General features: G+C 34.6%; 12 protein-coding genes. 5 read left to right on the top strand and 7 right to left on the bottom strand.

Annotated elements, in window-relative coordinates; genetic code table 11:
• The 4 genes from Q0K76_RS03015 to vgrG are packed head-to-tail and all read right to left on the bottom strand — an operon-like array spanning position 1 to position 8,110.
• Positions 1-1,359 (bottom strand): hypothetical protein, encoded by a 1,359-nt coding sequence (locus Q0K76_RS03015; protein ID WP_294611057.1) that lies wholly within the window; start codon positions 1,357-1,359, stop codon positions 1-3.
• The gene (locus tag Q0K76_RS03010; RefSeq protein ID WP_294611054.1) at positions 1,359-2,729 is read right to left on the bottom strand and encodes a hypothetical protein; all 1,371 of its coding nucleotides are present in this window, start codon (positions 2,727-2,729) and stop codon (positions 1,359-1,361) included. The genes Q0K76_RS03015 and Q0K76_RS03010 overlap by 1 nt, the downstream gene beginning before the upstream one ends.
• Before the next feature lies 1 nt (position 2,730).
• Positions 2,731-5,256: a YwqJ-related putative deaminase gene (locus tag Q0K76_RS03005; RefSeq protein ID WP_294611051.1), complete on the bottom strand. Its 2,526-nt coding sequence runs from the start codon at positions 5,254-5,256 to the stop codon at positions 2,731-2,733.
• Between the two features lie 4 nt (positions 5,257-5,260).
• Positions 5,261-8,110, bottom strand: coding sequence for a type VI secretion system Vgr family protein (gene vgrG / locus Q0K76_RS03000; protein ID WP_294611048.1), 2,850 nt, complete (start codon positions 8,108-8,110; stop codon positions 5,261-5,263).
• Between the two features lie 1,077 nt (positions 8,111-9,187).
• Between vgrG and Q0K76_RS02995 the strand changes: the two genes are divergently transcribed.
• From Q0K76_RS02995 to clpB, 3 genes are all read left to right on the top strand, one after another.
• A complete protein-coding gene (locus tag Q0K76_RS02995) occupies positions 9,188-9,574 on the top strand; it encodes a DUF2946 domain-containing protein (RefSeq protein ID WP_294611045.1) in 387 nt (128 codons plus the stop codon).
• A 211-nt stretch (positions 9,575-9,785) separates the two neighbouring features.
• Complete coding sequence (locus Q0K76_RS02990) at positions 9,786-11,771, top strand: TonB-dependent copper receptor (RefSeq protein WP_294611042.1); 1,986 nt, start codon at positions 9,786-9,788, stop codon at positions 11,769-11,771.
• A 169-nt stretch (positions 11,772-11,940) separates the two neighbouring features.
• Positions 11,941-14,511, top strand: a complete 2,571-nt coding sequence (gene clpB, locus Q0K76_RS02985; protein WP_294611039.1) for an ATP-dependent chaperone ClpB — start codon at positions 11,941-11,943, stop codon at positions 14,509-14,511.
• A 103-nt stretch (positions 14,512-14,614) separates the two neighbouring features.
• Here the strand turns inward: clpB and Q0K76_RS02980 are convergent, their stop codons facing one another.
• On the bottom strand, positions 14,615-15,214 hold the full coding sequence (locus Q0K76_RS02980; RefSeq protein ID WP_294611036.1) for a hypothetical protein: 600 nt from the start codon (positions 15,212-15,214) through the stop codon (positions 14,615-14,617).
• Between the two features lie 415 nt (positions 15,215-15,629).
• Positions 15,630-15,974, bottom strand: a complete 345-nt coding sequence (locus Q0K76_RS02975) for a hypothetical protein (RefSeq protein ID WP_294611033.1) — start codon at positions 15,972-15,974, stop codon at positions 15,630-15,632.
• A 528-nt stretch (positions 15,975-16,502) separates the two neighbouring features.
• Here Q0K76_RS02975 and Q0K76_RS02970 point away from each other — a divergent pair.
• Positions 16,503-17,306: an HAD family hydrolase gene (locus Q0K76_RS02970; protein ID WP_294611030.1), complete on the top strand. Its 804-nt coding sequence runs from the start codon at positions 16,503-16,505 to the stop codon at positions 17,304-17,306.
• 39 nt (positions 17,307-17,345) lie between these two features.
• Here the strand turns inward: Q0K76_RS02970 and Q0K76_RS02965 are convergent, their stop codons facing one another.
• A complete protein-coding gene (locus tag Q0K76_RS02965) occupies positions 17,346-18,107 on the bottom strand; it encodes a DeoR/GlpR family DNA-binding transcription regulator (protein ID WP_294611027.1) in 762 nt (253 codons plus the stop codon).
• Positions 18,108-18,436: 329 nt separating this feature from the next.
• Here Q0K76_RS02965 and Q0K76_RS02960 point away from each other — a divergent pair, with 329 nt between their 5' ends.
• Positions 18,437-19,225, top strand: coding sequence for an ABC transporter substrate-binding protein (locus tag Q0K76_RS02960; RefSeq protein WP_294611024.1), 789 nt, complete (start codon positions 18,437-18,439; stop codon positions 19,223-19,225).

Below are 19,225 nucleotides of genomic sequence, written 5' to 3'. Positions count from 1 at the left end.
TTATATTGATTCATCTTGATAGCGCTTTTCAAACTCTTGCAAATTTTCGGATATCAGTTTGATATCGCAATGCAGTTTTGACTGCAGGTCGTTTAATAATGTCCATAAGGCTTGATTGCGAGCTTCTCGTTGTTGGTAAGCAACGTTTTTATTTTGATTATCATTAACTTTATTACTGATATCTTCTTCAATACATAATCTTTTTAAATGTGAAAATTGGGCAAGATTTTCGAGTAAGGGAATCGGAAATTTACATTGACGTAAAGTTAGCTCAGTAATTTGCTCAAGCGGTAAGACATTTAAAAGATAATTAAAATCGCTTTGATTGACATCGGCAACTATTTCGCCATCCTGTTTGGAATAGAAAAACAGCAGCCCTGAATTTGTATCAAGCCTAATGTCACAATTTTGTTGAGCTTGTAGTGCAAATAATAAATCTAACAAGGCATGATTACGTTCATCGCACTGTTGTTGTTTAATTGCTCTCTCTTTTTCTGGCAAGTCTGCAAGTTGATAGTCACTTATCCCACCTTCATCCAAAAAAATCGTATTTAAATTGGGTAACGCCATTAATTTGTTCAGTACTGGCAAAGATAAATTTTCAGTGGATAACTTTAATTTTTTAATCGACCGAAAGTCGGTATGGTTAATAAAGTAATTAAAATCATTATCACTAAAAATGTTCAAAAAAATATCATCTGCTAAAGGATAATAAGCTAATAATCCACTTAAACTGTTGGCGGGCAATGGGACATCATCACGCGGAATCAAATTATCTAAACACGCCATATTGTGAGTACTTAAAACACACGACTTAATTTGATTTTGCTCATTGAGGGTTAAAGTAAAACTTGTTTCTTTATTGATATTTCCTTTTCTGCAATCAATGCTAATAAGTTGTTTATAATTCCATTCGCATTTACATTTATCTTCATTATAATCGGTTTTGTAATAAAGTATTAATCCCGAACCATCAGGATACCAGCCTATTATCTCTACAACATAACCATCATTCCATAACATCTCCGAAAAAACAAACCCATCTTTATAGTCATAAGTAACCCCATTAAACAATTTACCGTGATAATATAATGCATCCCCGTTTTCATAATCATCTATAACTACATTATAATCAATTTTCACTTGCTGGGCATGTTTGAAAAAACCAAAATCCTGCTCAGCGGTAATTTTGCCCTCAGTGATTTGGTAGACTTTAAATAGCTTTTGTTCACGGTGGTCATAAGCTAAGCCGGTAAATAACACATCATTCAAAACATAAAAATTTTGGATAATTTGTAAATGACTTAATTCCACCCGTACCGGTTGATTAAATACTTTTATATTGTTTGTTGTATTCATTATATCGATTCATCTTGATAGCGCTTTTCAAACTCTTGCAAATTTTCAGATATCAGTTTGATATCGCAATGCAGTTTTGACTGCAGGTGGTTTAATAACGTCCATAAAGCTTGATTGCGGGCTTCACGTCGTTGGTAGGCAATGTTTTGAGTTTGATTATCTGCCGGTTGTTGGGCAGTACTGATCCCTTTTTTTTCTTTGATCGATAATTTTTTTAAATGACTCAATTGTGCCAATTTTGCTAACAACTCAACAGGCAAATTATGTTGCCGTAACTCAAGCTCAGTAATTTGCTCAAGCGGTAACGCATTGAAAAGATAATTAAAATCGCTTTGATTGACATCGGCAACTATTTCGCCATCCTGTTTGGAATAGAAAAACAGCAGACCTGAACGTGCATTAAGCTGAATGTCACAATTTTGTTGAGCTTGTAGAACAAATAATAAATCTAACAAAACATGATTACGTTCATCGCACTGTTGTTGTTTGATTGCTCTCTCTTTTTCTGGTAAGTCTGCAAGTTGATAGCGACTTATCCCACCTTCTTTAAAAAAAATAGTTTTTAAATTGGGTAACGTCGTTAATTTGTTCAGTACTGGCAAAGATAAATTTTCAGTGGATAACTCTAATTTTTTAATGGGCCGAAAATCACTATGATGCATAAAATAATTAAATCCATTATCACTTAAACCGTACAGAGAAATCTCCTCCGCTAAGGGATAATAAGCTAGCAATCCACTTAAACTGTTGGCGGGTAAAGGGATATCATCACGCGGAATCAAATTATCTAAACACGCCATATCGTTAGCATTTAAAACACACGATTTAATTTGATTTTGGTCGTTGATTTCGAGCGTAAAACGCGTCAGTGAATTCGCATTTTCTTTTCGGCAGTTTATATTCATAAGCTGCTTATAATTCCATTCGAATTTACATTTATCTTCCTTATAATTGGTTTCATAGAAACGAATTAATCCCGAACCATCAGGATACCAGTCGATCGATTCTACCGCATAACCATCATTCCATAATACCTCAGAAAAAACAAATCCATCTTTATATTCATAAGTAACACCATTAAATAGTTTACCATGATAATATAGTGCATCCCCGAATTCATAATCATCTACAATCACATAATAATCGATTTTTACTTGCTGGGCATGTTTAAAAAAACCAAAATCCTGCTCAGCGGTAATTTTGCCCTCAGTGATTTGGTAGACTTTAAATAGCTTTTCTTCCCGGTGGTCATAAGCCAAGCCGGTAAATAACACATCATTTAAAACATAAAAATCTTGGATAATTTGTAAATGACTTAATTCCACCCGTACGGGTTGATTAAATACTTTTATATTGTTTGTTGTATTCATTTTATTCTCCTGTTCGTCCTGTATGAATGTTAATTCGTGGATCTAATATACCACTACAATTAGCACAGGCTGGAAATTCTTTTAAAAATTCATCTTGTTTGTTCGGTCGATTGGTTTTAAGGGTGTAGACATCAATATCTTTTAAATATTCTTCTGGATCTAATTTTTGTGCGCGCAGTTGTTTTAATACATCATCAACCGCTAATACTTCAGCATGTGCGCCTGGCATACCATTAAGGTTTTGTAAATGGTCATTATGTTTAACTATATAGATTCTTATCCACCCTTCAGTTAACTCATCCATTTCACTAGGGTAATATTTATTTAGTGTTGCAATATACCTGTCTATATCAGTTACTTTAATTGGCGCAGAACCATTTTCAAATTTCCCTGTGTCAATCACAACTCCTTTTTCTTTCGCGGCTTTTAAATCAAACGGTAAGTTACTGAACTCCCTTGTATTATACAAGGTGATCCCCTTAATTTCACAGGTTGCACGAGATATCGCTACTTTTTCTTTCCATTTGTTAATAGACATATTCCTTGCCTTAGCCATTGCTTGAAACGCAGCAATATCATTAAGAAATTTTTCTTCTCTGACAATAATATTAGCAGTTGTTTTATGTATTTGCGCATTACTAGTTCTGGCTATAATTTGTGGTTCTGAGTTAAAAAGTAATCGTTTTGTTGCTTCATTACCATTATCAAAATTGACATGCTGATAAAGTACATATTTTAAAAAAGTTTCAGGTTCATATTTACTATTTAAAAAGCGTAAATAAATTGGATGAGGGACTAAAATATTATTAATAATAGTCGTTGATGAATGGGTGTAATCACTTGAAGCAGGTGTTAAGTTTAACTCTTGCAATTGCCGAATAGCAACACTTGATTCGGGATATGTAGCGGATTCGCTTTGTGTTGGATGCGTTGTTCCCTCAGTTGGTATTTTAGTTATTACTTCGCCATTTTCAATCAGGACGGTTTTGGGGTCGTTTAAGAAATCATCGATTTCTTGTCTGGTCATTTTGCGAATTACAGAAGGGTCTTCCTTTATGAAATCAAAATTAGCCTTAGTAGCTTTAATATTAACATAAGTTAAAGCGCCGACAGTGACACCTGCCGCTAATAAACGAAGAATTCGAGATAGTTTTTCATCTGCTGGAATGGTTTTATCGTCTATTGTAGAATAAATGGCGGAAGCAACATCGACAGAAATCATGATAGCTTGCGTACTATCAGCTGCAACTTGACCAATTAACATGGTTTTAACGGCATTAGCTTTAGCAGCATTACCTGCTTGCTGAGATAAAAATGATAGTGGTCCCCATTTTCTTAAGGCTACTGTTGAACCAAGCCCCAACAAGTATGCAACTATGCATAGGGAATCTAAGCCATCTTCTTTCCAGTTATTGAAACCAGTATTATAACGTTGAGCTATATTAATGGTTGAAGCAGTAACACCAGCTAATACAGTAGCTAATGATGAAGCTGCAAGTCCGATTAATGCAGCAGTTCCTACTTGCCCACCTGGCACAAAAAATAATATTGTTCCAGCAACGATTGAGCCACAAATTGCCACCCAATTCAGTGCATTGGAAATGCTATCTTGCAGAGTTTTGCCATCGGTAGTAAATTGATATTCTTCAGAATAATAGTGATCTTCTATACTCCATTGGAGTAGCCCCTCAGCATCATATTTAGGAATTTCTAGAGTAGGGTGATTAAAACGAAGATAACGACATTTTAAGGTCCCTTCTGGATAACGGTTATTCCTTTGCCACTTTTTTAATGCATCAAGTACAGCTGCCTGTTCATTATCCCCTTTACCAATAAATACTCCGCACCATCCTTGTTGTACAGGACTAGTCCAATCTAATAGATAAGTACTATTATTGTTATAAAAATAACAGACTTGTAACAGGATTGAGTTACTATCAGGGTATTCATATGAGTAGTGTCTGGCAGTAATTCTATTAAAATTATCTTTATGGCTATCTGGTATTTTTTTTAGCAAATATTCTAATTTTTCACGATAAGTTTCCATATTGTCCATACGTTCTTGATATTTGCTGTTTTCTTCTTCACTTAGCTGGCTTTGTGATTCAAGGGATCGAATTAATTCAATTTGTCTGCTTAAGTTATGTAATACAGTAAATGGATTATCTGTTTCATCAAATGAACCACTGTCATAACTTAAGCATTCCTCATCACTTATCACATTTTGCACGTAAAGATAAGTTTTTGGGTTTTTATCACCTAGACTTTTCTTCACGGTACATGTCACAGTATGTGTACCTCTGTATATCCATTTAGTTCCTAGCCATTCTGAGGTTTTAGGTCCATAAATTATTTTCTGTTTTTCTTTTTCTTCATCACTATGATTTACACAATACCAACTAACAATTAAATGTTCTACATCTGTAGCGTCTGGATTAACCTTCTTTAAAAAAAAGGATATTCTTCTATTTGGTGTCACAAACCTTAAGGCTGGTTTGGCAACAATGATATAATCTTCAGTATCCATTGTTTTAAATCCTAATATTTTTTTTATTGTTTTGATTCGCTTTTCTTATAAGAAAATTAATTAAATCTTTATGATTGTTATAAGGTCCAATTGATTTTTTAATATTTTCTACCAGATTTTCGTGATAAATCTGTTGATAAACTTCAATCGTTTTTGCGACGATTTCCTCGGCATAGCTTAAGTAATTAATCATTTCACCCGCATTTCCAATTTCGATTGCTTTATGTAATCGCTGGGCATTGGCTTTGGCTAATATATCGTCTATATCAGGATACGAATAAGCATATTCCATACCAATAGGGACGTTTTTTAAAACTACTTTCCCTTCGCGATCTAATTTTCCTTGTCGTAATTCACCATTTTTAAACCGTACCACATATTTGGTCATGGGAATTGGGTAACCATCTTCAGTTTCAAGCATCAGTGTGATGCCTTCTTGCATATCTTGTGCAGTAAATAAAGCAGGAACATCTATTGGATCATAATTTAATGTTGCTGTTCTCATTTTTTGTAAGGCATTTGATTTAAAATAGACATTAGCCGAAGTCCCTAGCTCGATACCACTCTCGTTTATTTTGATATATGAACCACCACAAATTAACGTGATGTTTTCACTGGCGGTTATACTTACTTTACCCTCTACACTATCTATTTTAATGTCTTGTTTGGCCGCCATGGCTAAATTGGCATTTTGCGCTTGCACTTCTATATCGCCTTGATTGGTAAATACTTTCATACCTGATTTATGGGCAAACAGACCTATTGCTTCGGCCGATGATGCGGTGATATTTTTTAAAGCACTGATATCCGTTTGGTTTTCAGCAGTGACAGTTACGTTATTGCTGGTTGATAGCTGAATATCTTCCGGACTGGTTAAGGCAATACCTTCTTGTGCATAAGCTAATATTCCGCTTTCAGCTAGTTGAGTTAATGATGTTTTAAGTTGCGCCTGGCTATCCGTCTCAGCGGTGTGTGCTTGTGAGCTGTTTGCTGCATTTTGCAGTGCTTTAGCGATTGATAGCGCATTTTCAAGTTGCGTTATCGCACCTTGCATATCAAGTTGTTTGCCTTGTGCTTTTGGCTCGGTCTGGCTGGTTAGGTATAAACCTTTTTCAGCAGCGATAGCTCCCCATTCATCAGTTCGTAGCTCAAACCCTTCACCACGTTGTTCTTTGTTTTGATCCACTAAATGACCAATATTTAGTTGCGTTTTGCCGTATTCGGTAGCAAGCTTGATATGCTCTTTACCTCGTTTATCGTCCATGCGTAACTTATTGTTAGTTGGCGTACGGATGACATTGCGATGTTTATTTACCGTTGTTACATGATCAGGGTGAGCACTGTCATGCATGGCATGCGCAATATAGGGGCGATCTGGATTATTATCCATAAAGCCAATGGCTACTTCAGTGTTATTAATAAGTGGGAAGTGAAATCCATAGGTATGACCGGCATACGGCTTAGCCAGTCTGACCCACAGACTTTCTTGACCATTTTTCCAGTTTTTTAAGTCAACATTAAACTTAACCCGGTAACGCCCTTGGGTATCGATATAACCGTAAATATCGTTATCCGGACTGGTCACTCGAGCAGGTAATGTACCTACGGCTTTGGGCCACGCTATTGGAGCCGGGCGATAGGGTTTTAAAACCTGGTAAGCAATGGCGGTAAAGCTCAGTTCAAAGGCATCAGTACGATTTCCTTGCCCATTTATAGTTAATATTATTACGCCTTCTTGCAGTGCAGGTAATGGATTGCCGGTAATGCGTATATGCTGACCGGGCGCTAAGGTGTAGCTATTGCTTTTTCCGGTTATAAGAATTTGTCGGCTAATTGCATGTTCATGACGAATTCGGGCATACCATTGACCGCTTTCAATATTACCACTATTGTCATGATTGTTATCTTGGGTATTACTGTTTTGTTTGTCACCACCGGTACTTTTATAATGCTCCGCGTAACGGTAGTTTGTACCATATGTTGTGATATCTGTCGGTTGAGTATTCATTTCGCACAATAGATTTTCATCGGCTTTACGATAGTTATAATCTTGCACTTTTACCGATGATTCCACTATTTGACTATGTAATGCCATCTCCCAAACACTTTCTACTTCACTGTCGAGCGTTCCTGTTTCAAGTTTGTAATCAATGTCAGTCGCTTGATGATAACCTTGCTCATAATCACTTAATACCATTACGTCGCAATCATGTTGGGTATGACTTTCAAAACGAAACCATATCCCCACATCTGCCAGTAAACGCTGAATAAATTCCAAATCACTTTCGTTCCATTGGGTAATAAATTCGCGTATCGGATAGCTATCTTTTAATGCTAAGCGATAATCAATACCAGTAAATCCGTGACTACGTAGTACTTCTTCAACTACGCTTACTACACTCATATTTTGAAATATTGCATTATTACGGTTTAAGGCAAGTCTTGCTAGTCTCGATGATAATACTACCTGATAAAGTGCTTCGTCTTTATTAACCGATAATTGACTAAACTCGGTTATCACACCATACATCCGGCGTGGATTATTGATGGATGGTAAATCGCTGAGTGAATGTATCGCTGTGTTTAATAATGTGTCAGTAACAGGATTAAATGAAAACGTGGCTTGTTGGTTGAGCACAGAATTAATTGATAACATTTTATCTGAACTGGTAAAAGCAATGGTGTAACGCCATGGTTGATTTAACTGTTCTTGAGTTTCAAGCCGTAAAATCGAAATTGGTGAACTAAGTTTATCAATGGTTAAAGTGTAACGATTATGGCTAACCTTACCGATTAATCCATTGATTAAACCTTCACTAAATTGATTAATGAGGTTTGTTAATTCTTTCACCATATGGTTTCTCCCTGATATTTCTGTCCATTTGACTTAATGGGTATTGGTTATGTGATTTAATAGGTTGTTATCGATGATTGTTGGGTTTGAAATTATTTGTTTAATCGGTGAGTTACTAACAGTTAGATGATAGTTATGGCATCGGTTAAATGGTGATTTTGCATCGATATATAAGTCAGTACTATCGTGTATGAAAGCACGATAAATAGGTAATGTAATGTTAAATTGTGTCGAAAAGCGAATAACGAACCGTACTGTAATATCCATATCTATAATAATTAAATTCAGTTTGTAGTTACTTATTCTATGTTATCAATTAAGATAATCTTATTTGTGTATGTAAATTACGTTGATTTGTTATTTTTTGCAATCTTTTTTTCAAAATAAGTTATTATGATAATTTATTGAAATAAGTGATATCCGGTGAATTAAATCGATAATAGTTGTAAATATATGGTAGTTTATTGTTATCTATTTAATATAAGTTTAAGTGAAAAAAATAAACAATAGTTCAAAGTGGCAGTTCGTGTTTTATTTATATTTATATGGCTTATTCCTAAGCGAATCCCCTTTATTATAACCAATTGTTTATTAATCAAAATAGTAAGAGGTGAATTGCTATCGTTTTTTTATTAATTTTGGGGATGGGTTGATTGCACACATTTTAGACTTTTATGAAACAAAAGTTATTTTGTGTTATATTCCTTTTTACTCAAACCGTTTTATCGAATTGATTTAAAACTCATAATTCATCATGGGCGAAACTGCACCAGATTATTAATATTTTGTAAAAAAGTTTCAGGTTAACTATACGTTTTAGTATAAACTACCCGCTGAATTCACCTTTCCTATATATGTTAAATATGCCTTTTAAATAAGTTAGTTATCTAAATTTAATCAATTGAATTTAGTTATTAATAATCTCAATTATCTTATCTAGTTTTTTAAGATGTTCATTGCTTATTTTTTTATTGTAAAAATAGCAAATCAATAAAATTGATAATGATTATCATTTTAATTAATTCACTTTTACGTTACTATGCCAATATCTGGTTATCAAATTGATGTAATAATCTGATGAAACTTAAAAATGGCGCCGGTTATCTTGGTATAGTTAGTATATTGTTACTAACGCTGATTCCGTTTGTCTCTAGAATAACTGCACCAACAATTCATCAGCAGTCATCTACATCACATTGTCACCAAACCAATACGGTTACTGCAAAAGATCCACATTTAACTTACCAGGCAACACACCATGTAAAACATACCACCAATCCAGATAGCTGGACTAGTATGTGTGATTACTGCGAACTGTTTATGCATGTACCAGTATTAATTTATGTTAATGCACCAATGGTAAAAGTGTTTATGTCAATCTCGGTGATAAAAAATTACACACCCGAGTTTGTAAAAGTTTACCATTACAATAGTCACCTCATTCGTGCCCCTCCTTTAATTTGAATTTTTCAATAATTTACCAGTAATTACTCAATAAGTAGGCTAATGCTTAAGTTGTGAAATTACGGTTTTCAATCTTAATAACAGTAAATAAATGCCAATAAAACAAGTTGGTTGTAATGCTATGCGCAATTTTTTACCAGCGAGTTTATGCAATGGTCATTTACTGTTAGTAAATTCAGACTAATTGTATGTAAAAACAATAGGAGTCGGTATGACTACTGACAATAAAAATAACAAATTAATTTATTTGAGTGGGCTAATTGCGTTAATTTTAAGTGATTTAGCCTATGCTGATACTGAAGTAAATCCCAAAATTGATAAAACTTCACAAGACACGATGATTGTTACCATGGTGGAACAATCTGCACCACTTATGGTAATAACAGATCCTAAAAAACCAAGGCAACCCGTACCGGCGAGTGATGGAGCTGATTATTTAAAGACGATTTCAGGATTTTCACTGGTGCGCAAAGGCGGTTCTAATGGCGATCCGGTGTTCCGAGGTATGTTTGGCTCAAGGCTGAATATCTTGACTAATGGTGGCACAATTTTAGGTGGCTGTGGCGGTAGAATGGATACGCCAACCTCATATATTTCACCTGAAACTTACGATCGAATTACCATGATAAAAGGCCCTGAAACAGTCATCTGGGGGCCAATGGGATCGGCTGCCACTATCTTATTTGAACGGGATATTTTGCGCTTTTCAAAAACTGATAGTTTTATGCGTGGTGATTTGTTAGCAGGTACTAATAGTCGCTTCGATCAAAGTTTTGATGGTGCATTTGGTAATGAAGATGGCTACATTAGGTTGATTGGCAATCATGCTAAAGCCAACGATTATCATGATGGTAACAATGATCGGGTGCATTCAAAATGGAGTCGTTGGAATAGTGATATTGCATTAGGTTTTACTCCCAATAAAGACACCGCGTTAGAAGTGACCGCTGGTAAAGGTAATGGTAAAGCCAGTTACGCAGATCGGGGTATGGATGGTTCGCGCTTTTTGCGTGAATCTTTAGGTATGCGCTTTGAACAAGCAAATATTGCTGAACTGTTAGCCAAGCTTGAAGGTCAGCTTTACTATAATTATATCAATCATATGATGGATAATTACCATTTGCGCCCTGTTAGAATGCGTAAAATGGAATCGAATCCTTCTAGAAAAACCGTTGGCGGAAGGATTAATACTACTTGGCAATCAAGTGATATCTTCAAATTACAATTAGGGATAGATGGCCGCCAAGACACGCACAAAAGCAAAACTCGGCGAAATATGTTAACCACCCATAATTGGCAGAAAGATTCTAAAATTACTAATTATGGGTTATTTAGTGAGTTAAACCTTTATTTGACTGATGTGGACACGATTATTTCTGGTATGCGAGTTGATCGTTATAGTGCCGATGCTACGCAATTAAATCAGAGTCGACATAAAGTGTTACCGGGTGGTTTTATGCGTTATGAACATGATCTTACTGATTATGTGGCAACGGTATATACTGGGCTTGGTTATACTAGTCGCTTCCCGGATTATTGGGAATTATTTAGTGCCAGTAATAAAGTGCAGATGTTTAAAAAACTTAATCCCGAAAAAACAACGCAACTCGATGCCGGAATAATTTATAAAACTGACACATTAAATGTGCAGTTGTCGAGTTATGTCGGTTGGGTGAATGACTATATTCTTTATACTACTCTCGGCAAATCCAACAATGTAAATAATGTTGATGCCAGAACTTTAGGTAGTGAATTGAATGTTAATTACCACATCACCACCAATATTATTACTGATATGGCACTTAATTATTCTTGGGCTAAAAATCGTGATAATCATAAACCATTACCACAAATTCCTCCGTTAGAATTGAAATTGGGTTTACATTATCACGCTGATAATTGGTCTATTGGTAGCTTGTGGCGATTAGTTAACTCCCAACATCGTATTGCTAAAGATCAAGGTAATGTTATTGGTAAAGATTTTGCTAGTAGTAAGGGATTCGGTATTTTTTCACTTAATGGCGAATACAGCATTACCAAGCAATTTTGGTTATCAGCGGGAGTTGATAACTTATTCAATAAATACTATGTTGAACACCTGAATCGTGGTGGTGTAGCAACTTTTGGTTATACCGCAAATCAGCAAATTGCGGAGCCAGGACGAGTAGTTTGGGCAAAGTTACATTATGATTTTTAACTGAAAACTAGCTTGAATCCGTTGGCATTGCCAACGGACTTTTAAGCCTCAAAAAAATTTTGTTGACAAGCTCTTGAAATTTATTCTTCCATACTTATTTAGTAATCAAGCAGATGGTTTAAGTGCTCTAATACATTTAAGCCAAATTTATTGCTAAGGAGATATTAATATGCGGTTAGACCGACTTACAAATAAATTTCAACAAGCATTGGCTGATGCTCAGTCAATGGCACTTGGCAAAGATAATCAATATATTGAACCTGAACATGTACTTGCAGCTATGTTAGCGCAAGAAGCGAGTAGTATTAAACCTTTACTTACTAGTTCTGGGGCTAATCTGCCTTTATTACAACAAGAATTAACACAAGCAATTAATAAATTACCGCAAGTACAAGGAATCGGTGGGGACATTATTCCTTCACAACAATTTGTTCGTATTATGAATTTGTGCGACAAATTAGCCCAAAAAAATAATGATAGTTATATTTCGTCTGAGTTATTTATTTTAGCAGCACTTGAAGAAAAAGGTGCGCTAAGTGAACTTTTGAAAAAAGCAGGGGTAACCACAGCGCGTTTTACCCAAGCTGTTAATCAAGTGAGAGGGAGTGATAACGTGAATGATGCCAATGCAGAAGATCAACGTGATGCATTAAAAAAATATACCATTGATTTAACCGAACGTGCCGAACAAGGTAAGTTAGATCCTGTTATTGGGCGTGATGAAGAAATCCGCCGTACTGTACAAGTGTTACAACGCCGTACTAAAAATAATCCAGTACTTATTGGTGAACCGGGTGTTGGTAAAACAGCTATAGTTGAAGGGTTAGCCCAACGAATAGTTAATGGCGAAGTACCGGAAGGATTACGCAATAAACGTGTTTTATCATTAGATATGGGAGCCTTAATTGCGGGGGCAAAATATCGTGGTGAATTTGAAGAACGTTTAAAAGCGGTTTTGAAAGATTTGGCTAAAGAAGAAGGTCGAGTCATTCTATTTATTGATGAAATTCACACCATGGTTGGTGCAGGTAAAAGTGATGGGGCTATGGATGCCGGTAATATGTTAAAACCAGCATTAGCTCGAGGTGAATTACATTGCGTTGGGGCAACTACCCTTGATGAATACCGTCAATATATTGAAAAAGACGCGGCATTAGAACGTCGATTCCAAAAAGTTTATGTTGCTGAACCAACAGTTGAAGACACTATTGCGATTTTACGTGGACTTAAAGAACGTTATGAAATCCATCATCATGTACAAATTACTGACCCAGCAATAGTTGCCGCTGCAACGTTATCACATCGTTACATTTCTGATCGTATGCTACCGGATAAAGCGATCGATTTAATTGATGAAGCTGCGTCAAGTATTCGTATGCAAATGGATTCCAAACCAGAATCTCTAGATCGCTTAGAACGACGTATCATCCAATTAAAATTGGAACAACAGGCATTAAAGAAAGAATCTGATGATGCCAGTAAAAAACGTTTAGAAATGTTAAATAATGAGTTGGATGAAAAAGAGAAAGAATTTGCGTCTCTTAATGAAGAGTGGAAATCTGAAAAAGCGGCGGTATCTGGTACTCAGCATATTAAAGCGGATTTAGATAAAGCACGCATTGAAATTGAACAAGCTCGCCGTGCGGGTGATTTGAACAAGATGTCTGAATTGCAATATGGTCGTATTCCAGAGCTCGAAAAACAGTTAGCGCAAGCTACTCAGTTGGAAGGTAAAACCATGAAGTTACTACGTAATAAAGTAACTGATGAAGAGATCGCCGAAGTCCTTTCTAAAGCAACTGGTATCCCTGTTTCGAAAATGCTAGAAGGGGAAAAAGACAAGTTATTGCATATGGAAGAATCATTACATCAACGCGTTATTGGGCAAGATGAAGCGGTGGTTGCGGTAGCCAATGCTATTCGTCGTAGTCGTGCGGGACTTTCAGATCCGAACAAACCAATCGGTTCGTTCTTATTCTTAGGTCCAACTGGGGTGGGTAAAACTGAACTATGTAAATCACTAGCTAATTTTATGTTTGATAGTGAAGATGCCATGATTCGTATCGATATGTCAGAATTTATGGAAAAACATTCAGTGGCTCGTTTAATTGGTGCACCTCCAGGATATGTTGGTTATGAAGAAGGTGGTTATTTAACTGAAGCAGTAAGACGTCGTCCATATTCTGTAGTATTACTTGATGAAGTTGAAAAAGCACATCCGGATGTGTTTAATATTTTGCTACAAGTGCTCGATGATGGACGTTTAACTGATGGTCAAGGTCGCACTGTTGATTTCAGAAATACAGTTATTATCATGACTTCAAACTTGGGTTCAGACTTAATTCAAGGCAAAGTTGATTTAACTTATAGTGAAATGAAATCATTAGTAATGACCGTTGTTACCCAACACTTTAGACCTGAATTTATCAACCGAATTGATGAAACAGTGGTGTTCCATCCATTAGGTCGAGACAATATTAAAGCAATTGCGAAAATTCAGTTACAACGTGTGGAAAAACGACTTGCGGAACATGGTTATACTGTATCGGTTTCTGATGCTGCACTTGGGCATCTTGCTGAAGTTGGTTTTGATCCAATTTATGGTGCAAGACCACTAAAAAGAGCAATACAACACGAAATCGAAAACCCATTAGCACAACAAATTTTATCTGGTGCATTAATACCGGGTAAACCAATTGAGCTAGAATTAGATGGTGACCAAATAGTTGCTAAACAATAAGATTAATATTGGTTACAACTAATCAAGTTTAGTAAACAAAAAAGCCTGAAAATATACGTTTTCAGGCTTTTTTATAGTTATAAAAATGACTTTATAATCTTATTTATAAAGGCGTAACTTGAGAAAATCTAAAGATATACTCTGGTTCTTTAAGTTTACCGTCTAAACTTAAACTTCCTTCAGATATGCATGTATCATCATCTTTGAAGAATTTACCAGAAAATTTCACTTTTTGACCTTTCTTTAAATTTGAAACTGTTTCAAATAGTGTTGTAGATGGTTTAATCAAAGTATGGTCAAATGTATCAGAAAGTGAATTATTCCATGTTTGAACATAAATATTTTTAGCGAGTTCAATTTTTAATACACCATAACCATCAGAATTAGAGTCTATTTTTGAAATAGTACCAACCCAGTCAGTAACGGTAAAGGAACCAATACTTGAACAAATAGTATTATTTCTTTCATTTAATGCACTACCTTTTTGCATATCATTTTCTGCTTTTTTGGCTTTATTCATTGCTTTTTTAGATGCTTCAATTAAGGCAGTTTCATTTTCTGGATATTCAATTGCTGGTTCAGGTGCTTTTTCAGATTGTTTTTTGCTTTCACCATTTCTGCCAGCAAACGCAGCAATAACAACTAAAACCGCAAACGCAATTAGTACTTTTTTTGTAAGGGACATTTTGGGTTTATCAGACATATATAGAATTCTCCTTAATTTCATAAATGTTTTAATTAATATGGCTAATCAATAGTTTAATTTAATATTATTTTTGATACAAACTTTGTTTTATTATTTAGAGTAGAAAATAATTGTACTTCCTTGATATTGTCGCAACAGATCATAAATGAGCATAATGAAATATTTCGATTCATAAAGGAATAATTTGAGAAAATCTAAAGATATTGAAAGCATTCTATGAATGTTGACCCGTTTATTTTTGTTAAAATAATCAACTATATGTTAATAATAATGATCAAATAGCATCGTTAGTGAAACTTTTTTCTACTATCTTAGTTGAATTTAATGATTTATTTAGAATAATACTAACTTCAACTATTACTAACATTTATGATTTAATAAACGAGTTTATCTGTTTATCTGTTTATCTTTTTTAATAATTAATATTACTTTTTGATATTAAATAACTATTTACTTCACTCATTGAACATTCTTCAGATGAAGCATCATTTTTTGTTATTATTTGATATGTATTACCCTGTTTATCATGAAAAATAAAATGATAAACTTGTGTATATAAGTCCTTTTCCTTTTTCTCTGACGCTAATAATTTTATTTCTGTCTTCGATTCATCTAAATTAACAATATCAACTATTCCTGCATTTTTCATCCACACTTCGGCCATGCTCATCGGCCAACTATGGCAGTCAAGTGGTTTTGCCATTAATGAGTAGGGGAAAAAAATCATTGATATTGTTGTTATTAGTATTTTTTTCATCTCACTACCTCGCTTCCTTCTTTATCTATACTAATTTATATGTTTCGCCTAGTGGTATGTGGCATGAATAATACATTCAGAAATAATCGAAAGCAACTTTTAATAATAATAAGTAGAATTTGACATATTAATGCACCTATTAGAGGCGCTTCTTGGATACGCTTGACAGTCACCAACGATCAAAAAAATATCTTCCATACCCATTATTATCAGGATGTGGTTGTAATCTTATTGGATAAGCTTCTAGTACACGGACTCTGAGATGGCATAGCTATTATTGTATGCATCCTTTAATCAAAGTTCGTCCATACACCGATTTTCCTTTTTTGCTTCATTCATTGTTGTGTTAGATGCTTCAATTAAGGCAGTTTTATTTTTTGGATATTCAATTGCTCAATCAGATGCTGTTTCAGATTACTTTATTATTAAGACCAAAAGCTAACTGCACTTTTAATATTGCACAATAAATCATAATCGAGCATAATAGTGCATGCTGATTTTATATTTTATTTATCAAGGAGCAATATAATGATTAAATTAATTATTACGGATTTAGACGGCTCATTTTTAAACAGCCAAGGTGATTATGACCGACGATTATTCAATCAGGTTTATGAACTCATGGCTGCACAAGGCGTGCATTTTGCAGCTTGCACGGGTAAACAATGTGACCGGGTTGAAGAACTATTTGGAAAATATAGCGAAAAAATCTGGATCGTCGGTGATAGTGCAACAACTATTAAATATAATGGTGAATTTATTTATCGATCATTTATCAATAATGAATTAGGTAGACGTATTATAAAAACATTGGAACAAGCAAGTACTGACCATGTCATTATTGCCTGTACCGAAAAAGGGGCAGTAATTAAATCTAATTTACCAACTCATTTAAAACAAAAAGTACGTGGATCTTATACAACAATTATTGAGGTTAATGATCTTAATTCAGTTAGCGATGATTTTATAAAAATCACTGTTTATGATGAAACTGGCCAGTGCCCTAAAACGCGGTCTTGCTTAACTGATTATGAAAAAGATGTTTATATGGTCGTTTCTGAAGATGCATGGATAGATATCACCGATTATGATGTTCACAAAGGTAATACCATCAAAAAATTACAACAACTACTTAAGGTCACACCTCATGAAACTATGGCATTTGGTGATGGTTATAATGATATTGAATTGCTCGAACAAGCAGAATATAGCTTTGCAATGCGAAATGCCTTTGACCAAACCAAAGCTGTAGCTAATTTTATTACCGGTTATAATGATGATAATGCGGTATCTAATACCATTCGACAAATACTGGCATTACAGGCAAAATAGATAATAATAATTAATTTAGCTAGCCAAATATTGAGGGTATCAAACAACCTCAATATGCATATTGAGATTTTCAAAGCCTTGAATATTTGTTTCACGGCTGACAACTACAATATCAATATCTTCACAAGTTGCTACTTTATAGCGTGCAACTTGTGACATTTTATCGGCAATAACGGCAGCTATCACCTCATTGCTTTGGGTAATAACCTCTTTTTTAAAACACGCATCTTCATAGTATACGGCACTTAAACCAGCTTGCGGATCAAGCCCGCAAACACCAATAAAGGTTTGATCAAACACCATATTACGTATTTGATTCACCGTATCACTGCCCATTGTGCTACCTGTTTGTGGATTAACTTTTCCACCTAATAAAATTAGCTCGCCATGCGTACGACTACTAAGTAAAGAAGCAATTTGTGGAGAATTGGTAACGATGGTTAATTCCATTTCATGAGGTATATAGCTTGCCATTGCCAGATAAGTGGAACCGGCATCTATAAAGATACAAGAATTTGTTTTTATTAATTGAGCACACTTTTTGGCAACCGTTGATTTTTCAGCTACGCACTGTGTCATTCTTGTTTCAAAGGTTGCAGATTGTTTTAATTGGCTAACGGCTCCACCATAAACTCGCTTGCAAATTCCTTGACGAGCTAGTTTTTGTAAATCACGGCGAATAGTATGTTCAGAAACACTTAATAAACTTACTAAATCGGCACTCACCACTCTGCCTTTTTCAATAAGTATTTGCTCAATATAAGCCTGCCGTTGTTCGGGGAATGCATCATAATCAATCATCATAAACCTTTTAATTGGTATGGAATTTTGTTATTAGTGATAATACCGTTATCAAGGTTAAATATCAAAGAAGAATAAATTTAAGCGATTGGCTAAGTCATAAATAATATTTTTGGCATCAACAATGATTAAAAAATTAATTATTGGTTTTATTTTTGTTGTAGATGTAAATTAAATCATAGTAAGTCACTTTGTGATTAAAGTATAAGTAACAGGTAATAGACATAGCATTTATATAGTATTTTTGCCATTTATAATTTTTTTTTATTATTAACTTAATCAAGAACAAGGTATAGTATGCAACTGATAAAATATGAAAGGAATTAATCATGAAAAAATTTTTGATAACTTTATCTATCGTTAGCTTGTTAAGTGTTCCATTAGTAGGACAAGCTCAATTACCTGAATCAATTAAGATTGGATCAGATACATCTTATGCACCATTTGATTATATTGATGCTAATGGTGAAATTACCGGATTTAATATTGAATTAACCAAAGCACTTTGTGAAAAAGTAAATATTAAGTGTAATTTTGCCACAACTGATTTTAATGCTTTAGTTCCATCACTTTTATCTCGTAAAATTGATATGATTTCATCATCATTTAGTATCACCGAGAAACGTGAAAAACAAATTGCATTTTCAGATCCTACTTTTGCTGTAAACTCTCGATTAGTTGCTAAAAGTAATTCAAATTTATTACCAACCGTTGAATCCTTAAAAGGGAAACGAGTTGGTGTTGAACAAGGTACAACACAAGAGTATTTTGTCAATGAAGTTTGGCGACCAAATGGCGTTATCATCGTACCTTACCAAAATCAACTACAAGTATTTTCTGACTTAATAGCGGGTCGTTTAGATGCTGTTTTACAAGATGAAGTTACTGCGAGTGAGTCTTTTCTAAAACAACCACAAGGTAAAGATTTTGCTTTTGCTGGAGCGGCTTTATCTGACAAAAAATATTTTGGTGTTGGTACAGGGCTTGGATTTCGAAAGGGTGATAATGAACTTCGTGAAGCCTTTAATAAGGCATTGGCTGAAATTTTAGCTGATGGTACTTATAAAAAAATCAATGACAAATATTTTGAATTCAATATTTATAGTAGTAATGAATAA

The sequence above is a fragment of the uncultured Gilliamella sp. genome (genome assembly GCA_945271295.1).
GTDB lineage: Bacteria > Pseudomonadota > Gammaproteobacteria > Enterobacterales > Orbaceae > Gilliamella.
The sequence above is the reverse complement of the archived record's forward strand: the minus strand, read 5'-3'. Positions and strand labels throughout refer to the sequence as shown.